This window comes from uncultured Pseudokineococcus sp. (assembly GCF_947495735.1).
Taxonomy (GTDB): Bacteria; Actinomycetota; Actinomycetes; order Actinomycetales; family Quadrisphaeraceae; genus Pseudokineococcus.
In genome coordinates this window covers 44,968-64,764 of the sequence record NZ_CANMAA010000005.1, presented here as the reverse complement: position 1 = coordinate 64,764, position 19,797 = coordinate 44,968, and the positions used below count along the sequence as shown (strand labels likewise).

Sequence of the window (19,797 nt, the reverse complement as noted above, 5' to 3'; positions counted from 1 at the left end):
TGCCACCTCCGTCGTCCGGCGCCCTGCGCGCCCCCCCGCGTGCGTCGGGGACCCGTGCCGCCCGGACCCGCCGGCGGCCCTCGCCAGGCTAGGCGCCGTCCTGCTCCGCGGCCGGGAGGTCAGCGGCCGCGGCGGACCTGCGCGACGACGTCGTCGAGCTCGCGCACGCGCGTCACCCGGAGCATCAGCACGTAGACGACGACGACGACCGCTCCCGCGACCAGCACGACCGCCAGGGCGGTGGGCCTGCTGGTGATGCCGCTCAGGAGCGCCTGCACCCCGCTGCTCGCGCCCCAGCCGGCGAGGCCGGCGACGACGGCGGCCAGCAGCACCCGCACGTGCAGGCGCAGGACGCGGGACCCGTCGAAGGAGCCGGCGGTCCGGTGCAGCAGCACCAGGGCCGTGACGAGCCCGGCGACGTTGCCCAGGGCCTGGGAGACCCCCAGGCCCACGACGACCCGCTCCGCCGGCACCGTCAGGGCCACGACGACGTTGAGCAGCGTCGACGTCGCGGCCGCCACGGCCACGCCGACGAAGGGGCGACGGCCGTCCTCGCGGGCGTAGAAGCCGCGCTGCACGAGGTAGAGGGCGCTGTAGAAGGGCAGGCCGAGCGCCATGGCCGCGGCGGTCGCGCCGATGACGCCACCGCTCCCGGCGCCGAAGAGGAGCACGCCGACGGGCGGGCCGAGGACGACCAGGCCCGTGGCCGACAAGACCGACACGACGCCGAGCAGCCGGAGCCCCAGGGACATGTCCGCGCGGGCCCCGGTCTCGTCGCCGTCGCTGATGCGGCCGGCGAGGCGCGTGAACAGGGCCGTGACGACGGAGACGGCGACGAGCGAGTGCGGGAGCACGTAGAGGAGGTACGCCAGGCCCAGGACGGCCGGGCCGGGCACGACGACGTCCTCCGGGAGCGGCTCCCCGGCCCCCTCGGTGGCGTAGACCGCGACCTGCGTCGTGACGAGGAAGGCGGCCTGGGAGACGAGGATCCCGCCGAAGGTCCACAGGGCGACCGTCCCGGCGCTGCGCAGGCCCACGCCGCGGACGCCGAACCGAGGGGTCCACGTGAAACCGAGGCGGCGCAGGGGCACCAGCAGCACGAGGGCCTGGGCGACGACGCCGAGCGTCGCGGTGCCCGCGAGGAGCGCGACCATGCCGGAGGAGAGGGTCTCGAGCCCCACCCCCTCCTCGGCGCGGCCGAACAGCGCGAGGAAGACGAGCAGGCCCGAGATGGCGACGACGTTGTTGACGACCGGGGCCCACATGTAGGGGCCGAAGCTCCCGCGGGCGTTGAGCACCTGGCCCAGCACCGTGTAGAGCCCGTAGAAGAAGACCTGGGGCAGCACCCACAGGGCGATCGCCGTCGCGAGGCGCAGCTCGTCCCCGCCCCAGCTGGACGCGTAGGCCCAGACGAGCAGCGGCGCCGCCAGCAGGCAGACGCCCGTGACGGCGGCGAGCCCGGCCACGACCAGGGTGACGAGGCGGTCGACGAACACCTTCCCGCCGTCCGCGTCGCGCGAGGCCCGGACGATCTGGGGCACGAGGACCGCGTTGAGCACGCCCCCGGCGATGAGCAGGTAGACGATGTTCGGGATGCGGTTGGCGACGTCGAAGGCGTCGGCGCCGGTGCCGACCGCGCCGATCGCCGTGACCAGGACGATCGAGCGCACCAGCCCGAGGACGCGGCTGACGGCCGTGCCGGCGGCCATCACGCTGCTGGAGCGCACGAGCGAGCGCAGGCCGCCCGCTGCGGGCGCGACGGCGGCGTCGGGTCCGGCGTCGGGCGGCGGGGCGGCTCCGCCGGCGGGGCTCGTGCTCGGGGTGCTCATCGGGTCTCCTCGGCGGGCGCGCCCGGGCGGGCGCCCCCGTCCTGGGGCTGGGGGGAGGTCGGGAGGCTGGTGCGCGCGGTCCGCCGGTCGCCCGGCGGCGGCCGGCGGGGGTCGTCGCCGGGCTCACCGGGCGGTGAGCCGCCCCGCGCCGCGTGGTCCGGCGGGGGGCCGGCGCCCGGGGGGACGCGCGGCCCCGAGCCCGGCGGCCGGTGGCGGACCCGGCGGACGCTGCGCACCAGGCCGGCGACGAGCACCACGCCGCCGAGCGCCGCGACGCCGGCGGTGCCCCACTCCGCCCACTCCAGCCGGACCTGGACGGGCACGACGACCTGCTGGCCGAGCTGCTCGCCGTCGGGGCTCCGGAGCTGGATGCGGAGCTCGGTGTCCCCCCCGCCGACGGCCTCGACCGGGACCAGCACCTGGCTGCGGGAGCCGGCGGCGACGGTCGCCGGGACGTCCCGCAGGACGCGCACGCGCGGTGACGGCGCCCGGGCGGTGACGACGACCTCGACCGCCTGCTCGAGGCCGTTGGCCACCGTGACCGGCACGGAGGTCTCCGCGCCGACCACGGTCACGGTGCCGCCCTGCAGCAGCCGGACCCCGCCGGCCAGCGCGGTCACGTCGGCCACCGCGGCCTCGACCCTCGCGGCCCAGTCGTCCACGGACCGCTGGGCGAGCGCCGCGGCCGCCACGGCGCGCAGGCGCGCGGCCACCAGCGGGGAGGCGTCGGTGAGCGTCCCCCGCAGCCCGTCGGCCACGTCCACCGAGTCGGCCGCCGCCGCGAGCACGTCGGCGTCCAGGGGCGCCGGCGGGGCGCCGTCGGCGTCGGGGGGCAGGGCGGCGGCGGTGCCCCGGGCGACGTCGCCGGTGAGCAGCGCGGAGACGGGGGCCGGCGTCGTCCACGGCGCCCCGGTGAGCGCCTCGAGGGCCGCCGTCCCCTCGGCCGCGCCGACGTCCCAGGCGCGCGGCGCGACGACGAGCGCGTGCCGGGACGGGGCGGAGCCGGGCTCCTCCAGCGCCAGCGCCGCCGTCTCGGCGAGCAGGCGCGCCCCGACGAGCTGGGGCGGCTCGGCCGGGACCCGGCCGCCGACCGGGGCGCCCGCCGCCGCCAGGACCGACGACAGCCGCCCGTCCACGACGAGGCCCGACAGCCGCTGCTCCTCGGGGGCGTCCTCGCCGCTGCCCGCGGCGAGCGGCACGACGCCGTCCGCGGGGGGGCCCGGGGCGGCGTCCGGCACGCCCGCGGCCAGCAGGGTCTCGGCCACGACGACGCCGCGGGCCCCGCCGCGGGCGGCCAGGTCCGCGGCGTCCCCGTCGAGCTGGCCGCGGGCCGGCCACACGACGTCGGCGCGCACGCCCGCGCCGGTGGCGTCCGGCTCGGCCAGCGGCAGCCCGGCGCGCTCGAGGGAGGCCGCGGCCTGCCGGAGCCCGCCCAGCCACACCTCGGGCCGCTCGGCGTCCGCCACGGAGAGCAGGTCGGTGTCGCCCCGGGGGAGCGCGAGCACCTCGTGCCCGGGGGCGGCGGCGAGCAGGGCCGCGCGCCAGGCCGCGACGCCCGCGGTCGGGGAGGCGGCACCCGGCGCGAGGCGCGCGCCGCTCGGGACCGCGGGGAGCTCGTCGGCGTCCGCCGGCTCGTCACCGGCCTCCTGCTCGGCGTCCGCCGGCTCGTCGAGGTCCGCCGGCTCGTCGAGGTCCTCGGGCTCCGCCTCGGCGGACCCCGCGTCGGGAGCCGGGGCGTCCTCGCCCTCGCCGGCGGGCTCCTCCTGGGCGGACGGGTCCTCCTGGGCGGACGGGTCCTCCTCGGCGGCGGGCTCCTCGGCCGGCGCGGCGGGCGCCGGCGAGGAGGGTGAGGGCTGGGAGGAGTCCAGCAGCAGCGGGTCGAGCGCCCAGGTCGTGCCCGGCCGGTCGGCCACGGCGAGCAGGCGCCCCAGCCGCCCGCTGCCCGAGCCGGGCTCGTCGCCGTCGACGAGGCGGCTCATGGTCTCGTCCGGCACCAGGGCCGTCGCGACGTCGGGCGCCGCGCCGGTCAGCGGGACGACGACGCTCACGCGCACGGGGTCCTCGGCACCGGGGAGGCCGTCGCCCTCGCCCTCGGCGGGGTACCAGACGACGAGGCCGCGGTCGGCGTCCAGGCGCGACCCCCGGGCGTCGACGACGTCGACCGCCAGACCCCGCGGTCCCCAGCCGTCGGCGGGGTCGGGGAGGCCGAGGTCCTCGGCGGGGACGCTCAGGACGAGCTCGCGGGCGGTGCCGGGCGCCAGCGGGCGCAGCAGCGGAGCCCCCAGCACGACCGCTCCCGCGGCGGCGTCGGCCGGGGCCGTGCTCCACGCCGCCACGGCGTCGCGGGTGGCGAGCACCTCGCGCTGCAGGCGCAGCTCGGCGGTGAGCGCCTCGGCGGGCTCGTCCGTGCCGTTGACGACGCGCACGCCGACGGACAGGACGTCGTCCGGCGCCAGGGGGGTGCTGCGCAGCTCGGTGATCTCGACCGTGACGTCGTCCCGGGCGTCCGCGGGGGCGGGGGCGTCCTGGGGGACGGGGCTCGGGGACGGCGACGGCGCCGGCGACGGCGCCGGCGACGGCGCCGGGGGGGCCGCCGCGCGCGCGGGGACGACGGCGCCGAGCGCCATCGCGCCCCCCGCCCCGAGGGCGACGAGGGCAGCGGTGGCGCGACCGGGCGCCCGCTCAGCCACCGTCGCCGAGCAGGTCCCCGGCCGCCCGGGCGATGCGGCGCTCGTTGGGGAAGGCCAGGCGGCGCTCGAGCTCGGGGGCGGGCACCCACGCCGCCTCGACGGCCTCGGCGTCCGGGTCGCCCTCCACCCCGAGGCGCCCGCCGGTCGCGCGGAGCAGGAAGTGGTGCACCGTCTTGTGGATGCGCCGGCCCTCCGCGGTGAACCAGTAGTCGATGGTCCCCAGCGGGCGCACGGGCTCGCCGAGGATGCCGGTCTCCTCGGCGATCTCGCGCACGGCGGCCTCGACCGGGGTCTCCTCGCCCTCGAGGTGGCCCTTGGGCAGGCACCACTCGAGCCGACCGGCCCGGTTGACGCGGGCGATGAGCGCCACCTGCGCCACGCCCCCGGCCTCGCGGACGACGAGCCCGCCGGCGGAGGTCTCCTCCACGGTGGCGCCCCGGGCGCGGCTCCCGCGGGCGCGGGGGGCCTGGGGCGTCCGGTGGGCGGGAGCGCCCTCGGCGCGCCGCTGCCCCGTGCGGGGTGCGCCCGTCCCCGAGAGCTCGACCGCCGCGACGTCGGCCGGGGCTGCGGCGCCAGCGCCCTCGACGGCGTCGGACAGGTCCTCCCTCGGCGCACGCGCCCGCGGCAGCGGACGGCCGGAGGAGGCGGACATGCCTGCACTGTAACGACGCGACCTGCGGTGATCCGGTGCCGCGAGGGGGCGGGCGCCGGTCGTGACCGACCTGTCACACGGTCTCGCCGGGGCGCCGCCGGACCTCGCGCGCCGCCGGCCGGCGACCCCGGCGGGACCGGTGCGGCCGGGCTCGCGCCGTCCGGCGCGCTCCCGCGGGTCTGGCACCCTCTCCAGGGTGCCCGAGCCAGCCGCCGTCGACGCCTCCGGTCCCGCCCCCGGGAGCCCCGGGAGCGCTGGTGCCGGCGTGGGCGCCGCCGTCGCCGGCGCGCGCGACGCCGCGGTCGCCGCGCTCCTCGACTTCGCCCCCGGCGCGGTGGAGCTGGGCCGCGTCTTCGCCGAGGCCGGGCACGAGCTGGCGCTCGTCGGCGGCCCGGTCCGCGACGCGCTGCTCGGCCGCCTCACCGGCCCGGCGGACGTCGACCTGGACCTCACCACCAGCGCCCGCCCCGAGGTGACCGCCCGGCTGCTCGCGGCCTGGGGCGACGCCACCTGGGACGTCGGCGCCGCCTTCGGCACGATCGGGGCCCGTCGGGGAGACGTCGTCGTCGAGGTGACGACGTACCGCACCGACCTCTACGACCGGGAGAGCCGCAAGCCCGTCGTCGAGTTCGGGGACTCCCTCGACGAGGACCTGGTGCGCCGCGACTTCACGGTCAACGCGATGGCCGTGCGGCTGCCCGACGGTGCCTTCGTCGACCCGTGCGACGGGCTGCGCGACCTCGCCCACCGCGCGCTGCACACCCCGCGCTCGCCGGAGGAGTCCTTCGCCGACGACCCCCTGCGGATGCTGCGGGCCGCGCGCTTCGCCTCGACCCTCGGGCTGCGCGTGGCCCCGGCCGTCGTCGAGGCGATGACCGAGCGGGCGTCGACCATCGGCATCGTCTCGGCCGAGCGCGTGCGGGTCGAGCTGGAGAAGCTGCTGCTCGGGGCGCACCCGCGGGAGGGGCTGGAGCTCCTCGTCGGCACGGGCCTCGCCGAGCGCGTGCTGCCGGAGCTGCCCGCGCTGCAGCTGGAGATCGACGAGCACCACCGCCACAAGGACGTCTACGAGCACACGCTCACCGTGCTCGAGCAGGCCATCGACCTCGAGGACGGCCCCGGCGGCGACGTCCCGGGGCCGGACCTCGTGCTCCGCCTGGCGGCGCTCCTGCACGACATCGGCAAGCCGGCGACGCGACGGTTCGAGAGCGGCGGCGGCGTGAGCTTCCACCACCACGAGGTGGTGGGCGCCAAGATGACGGCGAAGCGGATGAAGGCGCTGCGCTTCGACACCGCGACCACCAAGGCGGTGGCCCGGCTGGTCGAGCTGCACCTGCGCTTCCACGGCTACTCCGGCGGGGAGTGGACCGACTCGGCCGTGCGGCGCTACGTCACCGACGCGGGTCCGCTGCTGCCCCGGCTGCACAAGCTGACCCGCTCGGACTCCACGACGCGCAACGCCCGCAAGGCGGCCCGCCTCGCGGCCGCCTACGACTCCCTCGAGCAGCGCGTCGTCGAGCTCCAGGCGGCCGAGGAGCTCGCCGCCGTGCGCCCCGACCTGGACGGCGCGCAGATCATGGCGACCCTCGCCACGCGACCCGGTCCCGTCGTCGGCCGCGCCTACCGCCACCTGCTGGAGCTGCGGCTGGACCGCGGACCGCTCGGCGAGGAGGCCGCGCGCGCCGAGCTGCTCGCGTGGTGGGCCCAGCAGTCGGAGTCCCAGGAGTCGGAGTCGGAGTCGCAGCAGCCGGAGTCCCCGCCGCAGTAGCGCGGCGCGCGTCGAGATGGAGGTCTGGGGTCCCGACGCGCCGGTCGGCTGACGCAGACCTCCATCTCGACGGAGGGCTCGGCGAAGTGCTCCTCGGGGGCTCGGTCGGGGGCTCGGTGGGCGGCCTCGGCCGGCGCGGGCTCGACGAGCCGGGGGGCGACCGGTCCGGTCGGTCAGGCGGCCTCCGGCGAGCGCGCGAGCAGCAGCGCCGCCCCGGCCAGGAGCGCGGCGAGCGGCAGCAGCAGCGCGGCCACGGCGGCGTCCGAGGGTCCGAGCGGCAGGACGAGCGCCGCGAGCAGCGCCCCGAGCACGAAGCAGCCGTTGAAGACGGCGTCGTGGACGGCGACGACGCGCCCGCGGTGGCGCTCGCCGGCCGAGCGCAGCACGACGGCGTCGACGCAGATCTTCAGCCCCTGGCCGCTGAGCCCCAGGGCGGCGGCGCCGGCGAGGAGGGCGGTCGCGCCCCCGCCGGGCAGGGCGAGCGCCAGGGCCGTCGCCGCGAGGGCGCCCAGCGCGAGGCACCCGGCGCCCCACCGCCGGGGGCCGAGGCGGGCGGCGCCGCTCGGCGTCGTCGCGACGGCGGCGGCGATGCCGACCGAGACGCCGCCGAGCACCAGGCCGGTGAGCGCCAGGGCGGCGTCCGGGTCGTCCCGGGGGGCCAGCCGGGTCCGCGCGAGCACGACGACCAGGACGACGAGCACCCCGTAGGCGACCCGCGACGCCCCCAGCGCCGCGACGGCGCGGGCGGCGGCCGGTCGGTGCGCGAGGTGGCGGAGCCCGTCGCGGAGCTCGGCGACGGCGCGCCCCGCGCCGGCGGACGTACCGGCGCCGACCCCGGCCCCCGCCGGGTCCCCGGCCCCCGACCCGTCGGCGGTCCCCGACCCGTCGGTGGTCCCCGACCCGCCGCCCAGCGCCGACGGCGGCAGGCGCAGCGCGGCGAGCGCGGAGGCGCCCACGAGGGTCGCCGCCAGGGCCAGCACGAGGCCGTCGGCGGTCGGCCCGGCGCCCGCGACCACGCGCAGGACGGTGCCGGCCCCGGCCCCCAGCGCCAGGGCGAGCGTGCCGACCGTCGGGACGACGGCGCTGGCCAGGACGAGGTCCCGGCCGGCGACGACGGCGGGCAGCCCGGCGCCCAGGGCGGCGAGGACGAGGCGGTTGACGCTCAGCACGAGCAGGACCGCGGGCACCAGCAGGGCTCCCTGGGCCGCGGAGCCGCCGAGGACGACGGCGGCGGTCCCGAGGACGGCAGCGGCCCGCGCCACCCCGGCGACGACGAGGACGGTGCGCCGCCGCCACCGGTCCAGCAGGGTCCCCACGAGGGGGCCCACCAGCGTGTAGGGCAGCAGCACGAGCGCCAGCAGCCCGGCGACGGCCAGCGGCGTCGGGGCGCGCTCGGGGGAGAACAGCAGGAGCCCCGCGAGGCCCAGCTGGAAGGCGCCGTCCCCGGACTGCGAGAGCAGGCGCACCAGCAGCAGCCGGCGCAGGTCGCGCCCGCGCAGGAGGCGGGGGAGCGCCGCGAGCCCGGCCGACCCCGCGGGGACGGCGCCCGGGGGGACGGCGCCCGGGGGGATGGCGCTCGCGGGGACGGGGCCGGCGGGGACGGGCCGCGGCCGCAGGTCCCGCGCCGTCGCGCCCCCGGAGCTCTCGGCGTCCCGCGGCTCCCGGCGACCCCGGCGCGGTCGGGCGCTCACGCGGCCATCCTGGCCCCCGGCGCCGCCGCCGGGCACCGCTGCCCGCCCTTCCCGCACCGGACGGTCAGGAAGCGCCCAGCGCGGGTGCGCATACTCTCGACTCGGCTGCGGCCCCTGCGCGGTGCGCCGACCGGCGCGCTGCGGCGCTCAAGCAGGAGCCCCGTGGCGCCGATCACCCGGACGGGTGGTGGCTCCGGGGGTCGGCTCCCACCGGCCCAGCAGGACGCGAGCGGGCGCACCGCTCGAGGCGAGGACCGCTCGCCGCCGGAGGACGCCCGCGTCCCCCGCCAGCCCCGGCCGGGGCGACCGCACGCGACCGACGCCGACGAGGAAGACCGAGGGACAGACACCCGTGGCACGAGGCTCCCGCCCGAACCCGCCCGCCCGCCGACCCGGAGGCTCCGCCCGCCGCGGCGGAGCTGCCCCGCGCCGCCCGCGGCGCTCCCTGGGGCGCCGCGTGCTGCTGGTGCTCGGCAGCCTCCTGGTCGCCGGGATCGTGCTGGGCGGGGCGGCCTTCGCCGTCGGGTACGCGACGACCGAGATCCCCGAGCCCACCGAGCTGGGCCAGAAGGCCACGACGACCGTCTACTACTCCGACGGCACGACGGAGCTGGGCACCTTCGCCGACCTCAACCGCACCCCGGTGGAGACGGAGGAGATCCCCCAGGACGTGCGCGACGCCATCATCGCCGCGGAGGACCGCAGCTTCTACGACAACCGCGGCGTCTCCCCGACGAGCATCGTGCGCGCCTTCGTCTCGAACGTGCGGGGCAACGCCACGCAGGGCGGTTCCACCATCACCCAGCAGTACGTGAAGAACTACTACACCGGTGACGACACCCGGTCGCTGCAGCGCAAGGTCCGCGAGGCCTTCATCGCGCTCAAGGTCGACCAGGAGCTCGAGAAGGACCAGATCCTCACCGACTACCTCAACACCATCTACTACGGCCGCGGCGCCTACGGCATCCAGGAGGCCTCGCGGGCCTACTTCGGCGTCGACGTCGGCCAGCTCGACACGTCGCAGGCCGCGCTCCTGGCCGGCATCGTGCCCTCGCCGTCGGCGTTCGACCCGGCCGTCGACCCCGGGGCGGCCCAGCAGCGCTGGGAGTACGTCGTCGACGGCATGGTCGAGACGGGCGCCATCGGTCCTGCGGCGCGCAGCGGGCTCGCCCTCCCGGAGACCATCGAGCCGCCGAAGCCGCGCACCTACGGCGGCCCCGGGGGCTACCTCCTGCAGGCCGTCCGCGACGAGCTGACGACGACCGGCGGCTTCAGCGAGGACGAGCTGGACGGCGGCGGCCTCACGATCACCACGACGTTCGACGCGCGGATGCAGGAGGCCGCCGTCGCGGCGATGGACGACGAGGACGCCTTCCCGTCCGAGGACCGGCCCGAGGGCGTCGTGGCGGCGCTCGTCTCGATCGATCCCGCCACCGGTGCCGTGCGCGCCATGTACGGCGGCCCCGACTACCTCGACCGCCAGCTCAACGTGGCGACCCAGGAGAACGTGCAGGCCGGCTCCATCTTCAAGCCGTTCACGCTCGTGGCCGCGCTCGAGGACGGGATGTCGCTGCGCACCCGCTACAGCGGGGACAGCCCGCGGTACTTCAGCGACTACCCCGACGAGGACGGCGACCCGTGGCGGGTCCAGAACTTCGGGAACGAGAGCCAGGGCCGGCAGAGCCTCGTGCAGGCGACGGTCACGTCGACGAACACGGTCTACGTGCCGCTGAACATCGACGTCGGCCCGGAGGCCACGGTGGACGTCGCGACCCGCGCCGGGCTCCCCGAGAGCACCACCGAGCTGCTGGCCGTCCCGAGCAACGTCCTCGGCACCTCGTCCCCGAAGGTCGTCGACATGGCCCGGGCCTACGCCACCTTCGCGGCGCAGGGGGTGCGCACCACCCCGCACGTCGTGGCCGAGGTGACCCGGGCCGGCGAGCTCCAGTACCGCGGCTCGACGCAGACCGAGCGGGTCTTCGACGAGGACGTCATGGCGGACACCACCTACGCCCTGTCGCAGGTCGTCGAGGAGGGCGGCGTCCGGCGCACCATCGACCTCGACCGCCCCGCCGCGGGCAAGACCGGCACCACGGACAACGCCAGGTCGGCGTGGTTCGCGGGGTACACGCCGCAGCTGGCCACCGTCGTGTCGGTGTTCGACACCGACGCCGCCGAGGGCGAGGGCATGGAGCCGTGGGGCGGCGTCAGCACCGTCACCGGGAGCACGTTCCCGACCCGCATCTGGCAGGAGTACATGGAGGAGGCGACCGACGGCATGGAGGTCGTCGACTTCCCCGAGCGCGCCGACATCGGCTCCACCAGCCGCTCGAGCTCCTCCTCGCGCCGGTCCTCGAGCTCCTCCGAGTCCTCCGACTCCTCGGAGTCGTCGGGATCCGGCTCCTCGGGCTCCTCGGAGTCCACGCGCACCAGCCGGTCCACCCCCGAGCCGGAGCCCGAGCCGACGGCCACCGCGCAGCCGGAGCCCACGACGCCCTCCCAGCCGACCGCCGAGCCGGAGCCCGAGCCGGAGCCCGAGCCGGCGCCGGAGCCCACGACGCGCTCGCAGCCGACCGCGGACCCGGAGCCGGACCCGGAGCCCGAGCCGGAGGACCCGCCCAGCCGGCCCGTCGAGCCGACGTCGGGCGCCTCCGCCCCGGCCGTGCCGGCGCCCCGGGACGGCGACGAGCCGGGTCAGCAGTCCGCCCCCGGGCGCGACGAGGCCGTCCAGCGCCCCTGACCCCAGCGCCTGACCCCAGCGCCTGACCCGGGCGCGGGACCGGCGCGCGGGACGTCCTGACGGGACTCCCCGAGCGGGAGCGCTGCGCCTGCCACACTCGCGCGCGTGAGCAGCTGGGAGGAGAGCCCCGCCCCGCCGCCGCCCGCGGGCGACCCGGACGGCCGGACGGACGCCGGGGGAGGCTCCGCCGACGACGACCGGGAGGACGGCGCCGTCGTCGTCCTGCCGACCCGCGAGGACGAGCTGGCCCGCGCGGCCGCCCCGGTCGCCGGAGGGCCGGCCGGACGCCGCGTGCGCACCAGCCGGCACCCCCTGCGGGCGGCCCTCGCCGGTGGGTCCGCGCTGGGCCTGCTCGTGCTCGCCGGGGCCGTGCTCCTGCGCCAGCACTGCCGCGAGACCCTCTGGGCGGCCCCGGGGCTCTACACGCACGCCTGCTACAGCGACGTGCCGCTCGTCTTCCGGGGGGCCTACCTGGACGAGGTGGTCCCCTACTTCGAGCGCTACGAGCGCGCCGACTTCCTCGACGCGCCCTTCGGCGTCGGCTGGCTGCTCTGGGGCCTCGGGAGGCTGGCCGGGGTCGCCCCCGGCGAGGAGACCGCGGGACGGGACGTCTTCGACGCGAGCGTCGTGCTCGCCGCGGTGGCGCTGGTGGTCGCCGTCGCGGGCGTCGTCCACCTGTCCGCGAGGCGGCCCTCCGACGCCCTGCTGCTCGCGGGCTCGCCGGTGGTCCTCGTCTGCGCCCTCGTGGGCGTGCAGCTCGTCCCGGTCGCCCTGGCGGTGGCGGGCCTGTGGGCGTCGGCGCGCGGGCGCGCCGTGGTCGGCGGGCTGCTGCTGGGCCTCGCGGCGCTCGTGGCGCCGCTGGCGGGCCTGGTCGTGGTCGGGGCGCTGCTGCTCGTGCGCTGGCGGCGCCGTCGGGACGACGCGGTGGCGCGCGCCGAGCGCCCGGAGCCGTCGGCCGCCGCCGGGCCGGGGGACGACCTCGAGAGCCAGGAGCAGGAGCGGCCCGTCCTGGACGCCGAGCTGCGGACCGCCGCGGCCGCCGCGCTGGTGTGGTTCGCGGGCGGCTTCCCGGTGCTGCTCGACAACGTCGGCGTGTGGCTCGACGCCGTCACCGCCAGGGTCGTCGCCGGCGCCGGGTACGGCTCGGTGTGGTTCCTCGGCGACCTGCTGGGCGTCCCGCCCGCGGACGGGACGACGACGGCGGCCTCCCTGGTGCTGCGCGTCGTCGGCGTCCTGGGCGTCGTCGCGCTGGTGCTGCGCGCGCCCCGGCCGCCCCGCGTGCCCGTGGTCGCCCTGCTGCTGCTCGTCGTCGCCCTCGTCACGGCTCCGGCGCTGCCGCCGCAGGCGGCCGTCCTGGTGCTGCCGCTGGCCGTCCTCGCGCTGCCGCACTGGCGGCTGCTGCTGGTCTGGGGGGCCGTGGAGGCCGCCGCGGCGACGGGGACGTGGCTGTACCTCTACGGCCTCGCGGTCCCCGACCGCGGCCTGCCCCCGTGGGCCTACGCCCTCCTGGTGGTGGCGCGCCTGGGCGCGCTCCTGGTCCTGGCGGGCCGTGCGGTGGAGGTGTCGCTGCACCCCGAGCGCGACGCGGTGCGCTCGCCCCGGTCGGCGCCGTCCCTGGGGGTCGACGACCCCGCCCTCCCGCCGGCGCGTCGCGGGAGCCCGGAGGACGAGCCGGGGCCGGCGCCCGCTCCGACGACCGGGTCGGGGCCCGTGCTGCGCCCCGCGACGGCGCCCGGGCCGCCTCCGGCGGGGACGGCGCGCTGAGTCCACTACCCTGGGAGGCGATCGGTCCCTGGTCCCCGTGCGCCCGAGCGCGCCCGGGGCGGGGCCGTGACGCTGACACCCTCCTGCCACGGAGAGACCGTGGCCGCTGAGACCAGAGGAGGTGGGTACTCGCATGCGTCACTACGAGATGATGATCATCCTGGACGCCGAGCTCGAGGAGCGCACCGTCGCCCCGTCGCTCGACAAGTTCCTCGACGTCGTCCGCCGCGGCGGCGGCTCCATCGACAAGGTGGACATCTGGGGCAAGCGCCGGCTGGCCTACGAGATCGACAAGAAGCCCGAGGGCATCTACGCGGTCGTCGACATGAAGGCCGAGCCCGACGTGGCCAAGGAGCTCGACCGCCAGCTCAACCTGAACGAGTCGGTCCTGCGGACCAAGCTCGTCCGGCCCGAGCTGCACTGACGACCTCCCGGCCCCCGGCGCGCCGGGGCTGTGCACGACGCCTGCGGGCTGTCGCGCCCCACCCCTAGCGTCCGGGGGACCGAGAACCGCCCACCCCGCGAGGAGGAGCCATGGCAGGCGAGACCACGATCACCCTGGTCGGCAACCTGACCGCCGACCCCGAGCTGCGCTTCACCCCCTCGGGGGCGGCCGTGGCCAACTTCACCGTCGCCTCCACGCCCCGGCAGTTCGACCGCCAGAGCAACGAGTGGAAGGACGGCGAGACGCTGTTCATGCGCTGCTCGATCTGGCGCGAGGCGGCCGAGAACGTCGCCGAGTCGCTCGGCAAGGGCCAGCGCGTCATCGTCACCGGCCGTCTCGTCTCCCGGTCCTTCCAGACCAAGGAGGGCGAGAACCGCACCGTCAACGAGCTGCAGGCCGACGAGGTCGGTCCGTCGCTGCGCTACGCGACGGCCAAGGCCCAGCGCACGCAGCGCGGCGGCGGTGGTGGTGGTGGCTTCGGCGGCGGTGGCGGTGGCCAGCAGGGCGGCGGCTACGGCGGCGGCGGGCAGCAGTCCTCCGGCGGCGGCCAGGACGACCCGTGGGCCACGGCCCCGGCGTCCGGCGGGGGGCAGCAGTCCTCCGGCGGCGGCGGTGGCTGGGGCGGCGGGCAGAGCGACGAGCCGCCGTTCTGAGCACCGCACGCCCCTGACCCGGGCGTGACCCTCGGGTCCTGACCCCCGGGTCCCGGTCCTCCAGCGCGGCGCCCGGTCCTGACGGACCGGTCGCCGCCACCGCGGCGGCGCGCGAGCGCCGTCGCCGGTCGCCCCGACCCACCGGTCGGGGCCGACCCCCTCCCACATCCCCATCCCGGGCCCTCGGCAGGACCCGGGCTCCAGACGAGGAGCTCCACGATGGCCAAGCCGGTCCTCCGCAAGCCCAAGAAGAAGTCGAACCCGCTCAAGGCGGCGAAGATCACCTACGTCGACTACAAGGACACCGCGCTGCTGCGGAAGTTCATCTCCGACCGGGGCAAGATCCGCGCCCGGCGGGTGACGGGCGTCTCCGTCCAGCAGCAGCGCCAGGTGGCCAAGGCGATCAAGAACGCCCGCGAGATGGCGCTGCTGCCCTACAGCAGCTCCGCGCGCTGAGGAAGGGGCACGAGATGAAGCTCATCCTGACGCAGGAGGTCTCCGGCCTCGGAGCGCCCGGCGAGGTCGTCACCGTCAAGGACGGCTACGGCCGCAACTACCTGCTGCCCCGCAGCCTGGCCACGCCCTGGACCAAGGGCGGCCAGAAGCAGGTCGACGACATCCAGCGGGCGCGCCGCGTCCGTGAGATCAACTCGGTGGAGGAGGCGCAGAGCATCCGTGCCTCCCTGCAGGAGAACCCCGTCCGGCTGCCGGCCAACGCCGGTCGCGGCGGGCGCCTCTTCGGCGCCATCACCCCGGGCGACGTCGCCGAGGCCGTCAAGGCGGCCACGGGCAAGGACGTCGACCGCCGCAAGGTCGAGATCGGCCAGCCGATCAAGGCCCTCGGCACCTACACGGTCAGCGTCCGGCTCCACCCGGACGTCCAGGCCAGCGTCGACGTCGAGGTCGTCCCCTCGGCCTGACGCGCCCCGCACCACCGGACGCTCTCCTGGCGTCCCCGACGGCCCCCTCGCCCTGCGGCGAGGGGGCCGTCGTCGTCCTGCGCACCCCGCACCCCGCACCTCGTCGTCGTGGTGCCGTGCGGGGCGGCGTGCGACCGGCACCTCGTCGTCCTCGTGACGTGCCGGGGGCGTGCGGGCGGCACTTCGACGTCTTCGTGACGTGCAGGGGGCGTGCGGGCGGCACTTCGACGGCCTGGTGCCGTGCGGAGGGCGTGGGGGCACGTCGTCGTCGTCGTGCCGGTGGTCCGGCGCCGTGGGTCAGCGGACCGCGCCGGCGACGGCCCAGGCGTCCCCGCGGGAGCGGCGCCACAGCGTGAGCGCCCGCACGGCCATGAAGCCGCCGGCGAAGGCGACCCACAGCCACACCAGGCCCGCGGTGCCCCCGGGCGCCCAGAGGACGACGGCGGCGACGAGCGGCGCGTAGGCCGCGAGCCCCACCACGCCGGCGACGGCGAGGTAGCGCCCGTCCCCGGCGCCGATCAGGACGCCGTCGAGCACGAAGACGTAGGCCGCGAGCGGCTGCGCCAGCGCGACGACGACGAGCGCGGCTGCGACGGCGGTGCGCACCCCGTCGTCGGGGGAGAAGAGCGGGGCCACGAGGGTGCGGCCGGCCAGGACGACGAGGCCGCTCAGCACGCCCAGCACGGCGCCCCAGCCCACGAGCCGGCGCAGCACGTCCCGCGCGCCCTCGACGTCCCCGGCGCCCAGGCTGCGGCCGGTGAGGGCCTGGCCGGCGATGGCCAGCGCGTCGAGGCCGAGCGCCAGCGCGGACCAGATCACGACCACGACCTGGTGGGCCGCGAGCGCCGTGTCCCCGGAGCTGGCGGCCGCGTACGTCGTCAGCAGGATCGAGGCGCGCAGCACGGCCGTCCGGGCGAGCAGGGGCAGCCCGTCGCGGACCGAGCGCAGCACGCCGGCGCCGCCGGGGCGCAGCGCGACCCCGGTGCGGCGCGCCCCGCGGACGACGACGACCACGAGCGCGGTCGCCATCCCCACCTGCGCCAGGGCGGTGCCGTAGCCGCTGCCGGCGAGCCCCAGCGCGGGCACGGGGCCGAGGCCCAGCACGAGGACGAGGTTGAGGGGCACGTTGGCCAGCGCCCCGGCCACGGCCACCACGAGCGGGGTGCGGGTGTCCTGCAGCCCGCGCAGGACGCCCGTGGCGGCCAGGACGACGAGCATCGCCGGCAGCCCGGGCAGTGACGCCCGGAGGTAGGTGGCCGCGGCGTCGGCCACCTCGGGGCTCGCCCCGAGGCCGAGCGCGAGCCGCCGGGCCGCCGGCCAGGCGGCGGCAGCGGTCAGCACCCCCAGCCCCAGCGCGAGCCACATCCCGTCGACCCCCTGGCGCAGGGCGGACGGCAGGTCGTCGGCCCCCAGCCCCCGGGCCACCGCGGCGGTCGTCGCGTAGGCGAGGAACACGAAGATCCCGACGGCCGTCGTGAGCACGGTGCCCGCGATCCCCAGGCCGGCCAGCGGGACGACGCCCAGGGACCCGACGACCGCCGAGTCGACCAGGAGGAACAGCGGCTCGGCCACGAGCGCCGCGAAGGCGGGGACGGCGAGACGGGCGACCTCCCGGTCCACCGGCCGCGGGCGCAGTCGCTCGGGCAGGCGCAGCACGCGCGGATCCTCGCACCGGCCCACGGGGCTCCGGCGCGGTGGGCGCGGCGACGCCTGCGGCCCGGCTGCGGACTCCCACGGGCGTGGACACCTGGTGTCCGCCCCTCGGACACCTCGGGGCGAGTTCCCGTCCACACCCGGTGCACGACGTCCGAGCAGGTCAGGACGGGTCCGCGCGGTGGCGCCCCCATCGTCGTCCCCAGGTCTGCCCACACCCTGTGGACGGCGCGCCAGGGTTGTCCACACCCGTGCACAGCCCTGTGCACAGGGGGTGTGCGCGCGCAGTTCGACCGCTGTCGGTGCCCGCCCCTAACGTCCGCCGGGCGGACCCCGATCGGGCTCGCGCGCCGGCGACCGAGAGGTCGGCGGCGGAGCCGAGGGTCGCGAGAGGGCGGGTGGGCTGGTGAGCCTGGCGGAGGTCGACCGGTTCGAGGCAGCAGGGCCCCCCTCGGAGGACCTCGGCCGCACGCCGCCGCAGGACGTCGCCGCGGAGCAGAGCGTCCTCGGCGGCATGATGCTCAGCAAGGACGCCATCGCCGACGTCGTCGAGGTGCTGCGCGGCACCGACTTCTACCGGCCGAACCACGAGAGCGTCTTCGAGGCCGTCACCGACCTCTACGGTCGCGGGGAGCCCGCCGACGCCGTCACGGTGGCGGCCGAGCTCAACCGCCGCGGCGACCTCGGCCGGGTGGGCGGCGCCGCCTACCTCCACACGCTCATCGCCTCGGTGCCGACGGCGGCCAACGCCGGCTACTACGCCGAGATCGTCCGCGAGCGCGCCGTGCTGCGCCGCCTCGTCGAGGCGGGCACGCGCATCGTGCAGATGGGCTACGCCTCCGGTGGCGGCGACGTCGACGGCATCGTCGACTCCGCGCAGGCCGAGGTCTACAAGGTCACCGAGCGGCGCAGCAGCGAGGACTACCTGCCGATCGCCGACATCATCGAGGGCACGATCGACGAGATCGAGGCCTCGAGCCACCGCGGCGAGGGCATGGTCGGCGTCCCCACCGGCTTCGCCGACCTCGACCAGCTGACGAACGGACTGCATCCCGGGCAGATGATCGTCATCGCGGCGAGGCCCGCGATCGGGAAGGCGCTGGCCCTCGACACGCCGCTGCCCACGCCGACGGGGTGGACGACGATGGGCGAGGTGCAGGTCGGGGACCGGCTGCTCGCGGCGGACGGCACACCGACCGAGGTCGTCGCCGCTACGGACGTCCTCCTCAACCGCACGTGCTACGAGGTGGTGCTCGACGACGGCACCCGCGTCGTCGCCGACGCCCAGCACCAGTGGCTCACCGACACCCGCGCGTCGCGCAGGGGCTCGGCGAGCGCTGCCGTGCGGACGACCGAGGAGATCGCGGCCACGGTGCGGCTGGAGACGGCTGACCGGCGCCTCAACCACTCGGTGAGCACGGCCGCGCCGTTGCAGCTACCCGCCGCCGAGCTGCCGCTGCCGCCGTACGCGCTCGGCGTGTGGCTCGGTGACGGCGACTCCGCCGGGGCCCGGTACACCTCCGCCGACCCGGAGATCGCGATGCACCTGGAGGCCGAGGGCCTCGTGGTGGAGGGCCAGACCGGTCTCACCTACGTCCTGCGCCCGCCTGAGCCGGAGCCGGAGCCGCGCTCCTGCGTCGTGTGCGGGGCGGCGTTCACCCCCCGCACATCGCAGGTCCGCTCGTGCGGCCGCTCCTGCGGGGGCCGTGCGAAGGCCGTCTCCGCACCCGTCCCGGCCCCGACGTGCCCCGACTGCGGGCGTCCGTCCTCGGGGCTGCGCCGCTGCCAGGCGTGCCGGGACGACCACGGCACGGTGACAGCTCTCCTGCGGGGCCTCGGCGTCCTCGGGCGCAAGCACATCCCCGGCGCGTACCTCCGCGCCTCGGAGGCCCAGCGCCGCGCCCTGCTGGCCGGTCTCCTCGACACGGACGGGACGGTCAACCCCACGGGGAGCGTGCAGATCGCGCTCACGGACCAGCGGCTGCTCGAGGACGTGCGCGAGCTCGTCCTCAGCCTCGGCTACCGCTGCGGCACCTCGACGAGGCGCGTGCGGGGCCGCAGCGAGGAGTCCTCGACCTGCTGGACGCTGACCTTCACCACGCACGACGACGTCTTCCGGCTCGAGCGCAAGCGCCTCGTGCACAAGGAGCGCACCAAGGACCGCGTCGAGCAGCGGACGCGCCGCCGCTACATCACCGAGGTGCGGCCGGTGCCCGGCGTGCCGGTGCGGTGCGTCCAGATCGACCACCCCAGCCACCTCTACCTGGCGACCCGGGCCATGGTGCCGACCCACAACTCCACGGTCGGACTGGACATCGCGCGGTCGGCGTCGATCAAGAACGGCCTCCCGTCGGTGGTCTTCTCCCTGGAGATGAGCCGCAACGAGATCACCATGCGCCTGCTGTCGGCCGAGGCGACGGTCTCCCTGCAGCACATGCGCAAGGGCACGATGCGCGAGGAGGACTGGACCCGCCTCGCCCGCACCATGGGCAAGGTCAGCGAGGCGCCGCTCTTCATCGACGACTCGCCGAACATGTCGCTGATGGAGATCCGCTCCAAGTGCCGGCGCCTCAAGCAGCGGCACGGTCTCAAGCTCGTGGTCATCGACTACCTGCAGCTGATGAGCTCGGGCAAGCGCGTCGAGAGCCGCCAGCAGGAGGTCTCGGAGTTCTCCCGCGCGCTGAAGCTGCTGGCCAAGGAGCTCGAGGTGCCGGTGATCGCCATCTCGCAGCTGAACCGCGGCGCCGAGCAGCGCACCGACAAGAAGCCGGCGATGTCGGACCTGCGCGAGTCGGGCAGCATCGAGCAGGACGCGGACATGGTGATCCTGCTCCACCGCGAGGACGCCTACGAGCGCGAGTCCCCGCGCGCCGGTGAGGCCGACCTCATCGTCGCCAAGCACCGCAACGGCCCCACGGACACCATCACGGTCGCCTTCCAGGGCCACTACTCGCGGTTCGTCGACATGGCGCAGGGCGGCTGACGCCGCCTC

13 protein-coding genes are annotated in these 19,797 nt (G+C 77.2%); 8 read left to right on the top strand and 5 right to left on the bottom strand.

Translation table 11 applies throughout. The features are described 5' to 3' along the window. Positions 1-119: 119 nt before the first annotated feature. The 3 genes from murJ to Q0848_RS09095 are packed head-to-tail and all read right to left on the bottom strand — an operon-like array spanning position 120 to position 4,946. Entirely contained in the window at positions 120-1,829 is a 1,710-nt protein-coding gene (murJ, locus tag Q0848_RS09105; RefSeq protein ID WP_299036792.1) for a murein biosynthesis integral membrane protein MurJ, read from the bottom strand. Beyond that, positions 1,826-4,519 carry a DUF6049 family protein gene (locus Q0848_RS09100; RefSeq protein WP_299036791.1) on the bottom strand — a complete coding sequence of 898 codons (2,694 nt, stop codon included), beginning with the start codon at positions 4,517-4,519 and terminating at the stop codon, positions 1,826-1,828. The genes murJ and Q0848_RS09100 overlap by 4 nt, the downstream gene beginning before the upstream one ends. Continuing rightward, positions 4,512-4,946: an NUDIX hydrolase gene (locus tag Q0848_RS09095; RefSeq protein WP_366146511.1), complete on the bottom strand. Its 435-nt coding sequence runs from the start codon at positions 4,944-4,946 to the stop codon at positions 4,512-4,514. The genes Q0848_RS09100 and Q0848_RS09095 overlap by 8 nt, the downstream gene beginning before the upstream one ends. 490 nt (positions 4,947-5,436) lie before the next feature. Between Q0848_RS09095 and Q0848_RS09090 the strand changes: the two genes are divergently transcribed. Beyond that, positions 5,437-6,939, top strand: a complete 1,503-nt coding sequence (locus tag Q0848_RS09090) for a CCA tRNA nucleotidyltransferase (protein WP_366146510.1) — start codon at positions 5,437-5,439, stop codon at positions 6,937-6,939. A 173-nt stretch (positions 6,940-7,112) separates the two neighbouring features. On the opposite strand, the gene Q0848_RS09085 is transcribed toward Q0848_RS09090, so the two are convergent. Continuing rightward, a complete protein-coding gene (locus tag Q0848_RS09085) occupies positions 7,113-8,630 on the bottom strand; it encodes a hypothetical protein (protein WP_299036788.1) in 1,518 nt (505 codons plus the stop codon). A gap of 457 nt (positions 8,631-9,087) precedes the next feature. Here Q0848_RS09085 and Q0848_RS09080 point away from each other — a divergent pair, with 457 nt between their 5' ends. The 6 genes from Q0848_RS09080 to rplI all read left to right on the top strand — a co-directional run bounded on the left by Q0848_RS09080 (position 9,088) and on the right by rplI (position 15,152). Beyond that, positions 9,088-11,370: a transglycosylase domain-containing protein gene (locus Q0848_RS09080; RefSeq protein ID WP_299036787.1), complete on the top strand. Its 2,283-nt coding sequence runs from the start codon at positions 9,088-9,090 to the stop codon at positions 11,368-11,370. 105 nt (positions 11,371-11,475) lie between these two features. Continuing rightward, positions 11,476-13,134: a hypothetical protein gene (locus Q0848_RS09075; protein WP_299036786.1), complete on the top strand. Its 1,659-nt coding sequence runs from the start codon at positions 11,476-11,478 to the stop codon at positions 13,132-13,134. Between the two features lie 133 nt (positions 13,135-13,267). Further along, positions 13,268-13,558, top strand: coding sequence for a 30S ribosomal protein S6 (rpsF, locus tag Q0848_RS09070; RefSeq protein WP_299036785.1), 291 nt, complete (start codon positions 13,268-13,270; stop codon positions 13,556-13,558). Positions 13,559-13,668: 110 nt separating this feature from the next. Continuing rightward, a complete protein-coding gene (locus Q0848_RS09065) occupies positions 13,669-14,232 on the top strand; it encodes a single-stranded DNA-binding protein (RefSeq protein ID WP_299036784.1) in 564 nt (187 codons plus the stop codon). A 219-nt stretch (positions 14,233-14,451) separates the two neighbouring features. Then, entirely contained in the window at positions 14,452-14,688 is a 237-nt protein-coding gene (gene rpsR, locus Q0848_RS09060; RefSeq protein WP_299036783.1) for a 30S ribosomal protein S18, read from the top strand. Positions 14,689-14,702: 14 nt separating this feature from the next. Beyond that, positions 14,703-15,152 carry a 50S ribosomal protein L9 gene (gene rplI, locus Q0848_RS09055; RefSeq protein WP_299036782.1) on the top strand — a complete coding sequence of 150 codons (450 nt, stop codon included), beginning with the start codon at positions 14,703-14,705 and terminating at the stop codon, positions 15,150-15,152. A gap of 297 nt (positions 15,153-15,449) precedes the next feature. Here rplI and Q0848_RS09050 read toward each other — a convergent pair whose 3' ends face one another. Further along, positions 15,450-16,808, bottom strand: coding sequence for an MATE family efflux transporter (locus Q0848_RS09050; RefSeq protein ID WP_299036781.1), 1,359 nt, complete (start codon positions 16,806-16,808; stop codon positions 15,450-15,452). A 409-nt stretch (positions 16,809-17,217) separates the two neighbouring features. On the opposite strand from Q0848_RS09050, the gene dnaB reads away from it, so the two are divergent. Continuing rightward, entirely contained in the window at positions 17,218-19,788 is a 2,571-nt protein-coding gene (gene dnaB, locus Q0848_RS09045) for a replicative DNA helicase (RefSeq protein ID WP_366146509.1), read from the top strand. Positions 19,789-19,797: the final 9 nt, after the last annotated feature.

Coding starts and splice junctions, on each gene's coding strand:
- Q0848_RS09065 (WP_299036784.1), top strand. CDS start 13,669: ATGGCAGGCGAGACCACGATCACCCTGGTCGGCAACCTGACCGCCGAC.
- rplI (WP_299036782.1), top strand. CDS start 14,703: ATGAAGCTCATCCTGACGCAGGAGGTCTCCGGCCTCGGAGCGCCCGGC.
- rpsR (WP_299036783.1), top strand. CDS start 14,452: ATGGCCAAGCCGGTCCTCCGCAAGCCCAAGAAGAAGTCGAACCCGCTC.
- rpsF (WP_299036785.1), top strand. CDS start 13,268: ATGCGTCACTACGAGATGATGATCATCCTGGACGCCGAGCTCGAGGAG.
- murJ (WP_299036792.1), bottom strand. CDS start 1,829: ATGAGCACCCCGAGCACGAGCCCCGCCGGCGGAGCCGCCCCGCCGCCC.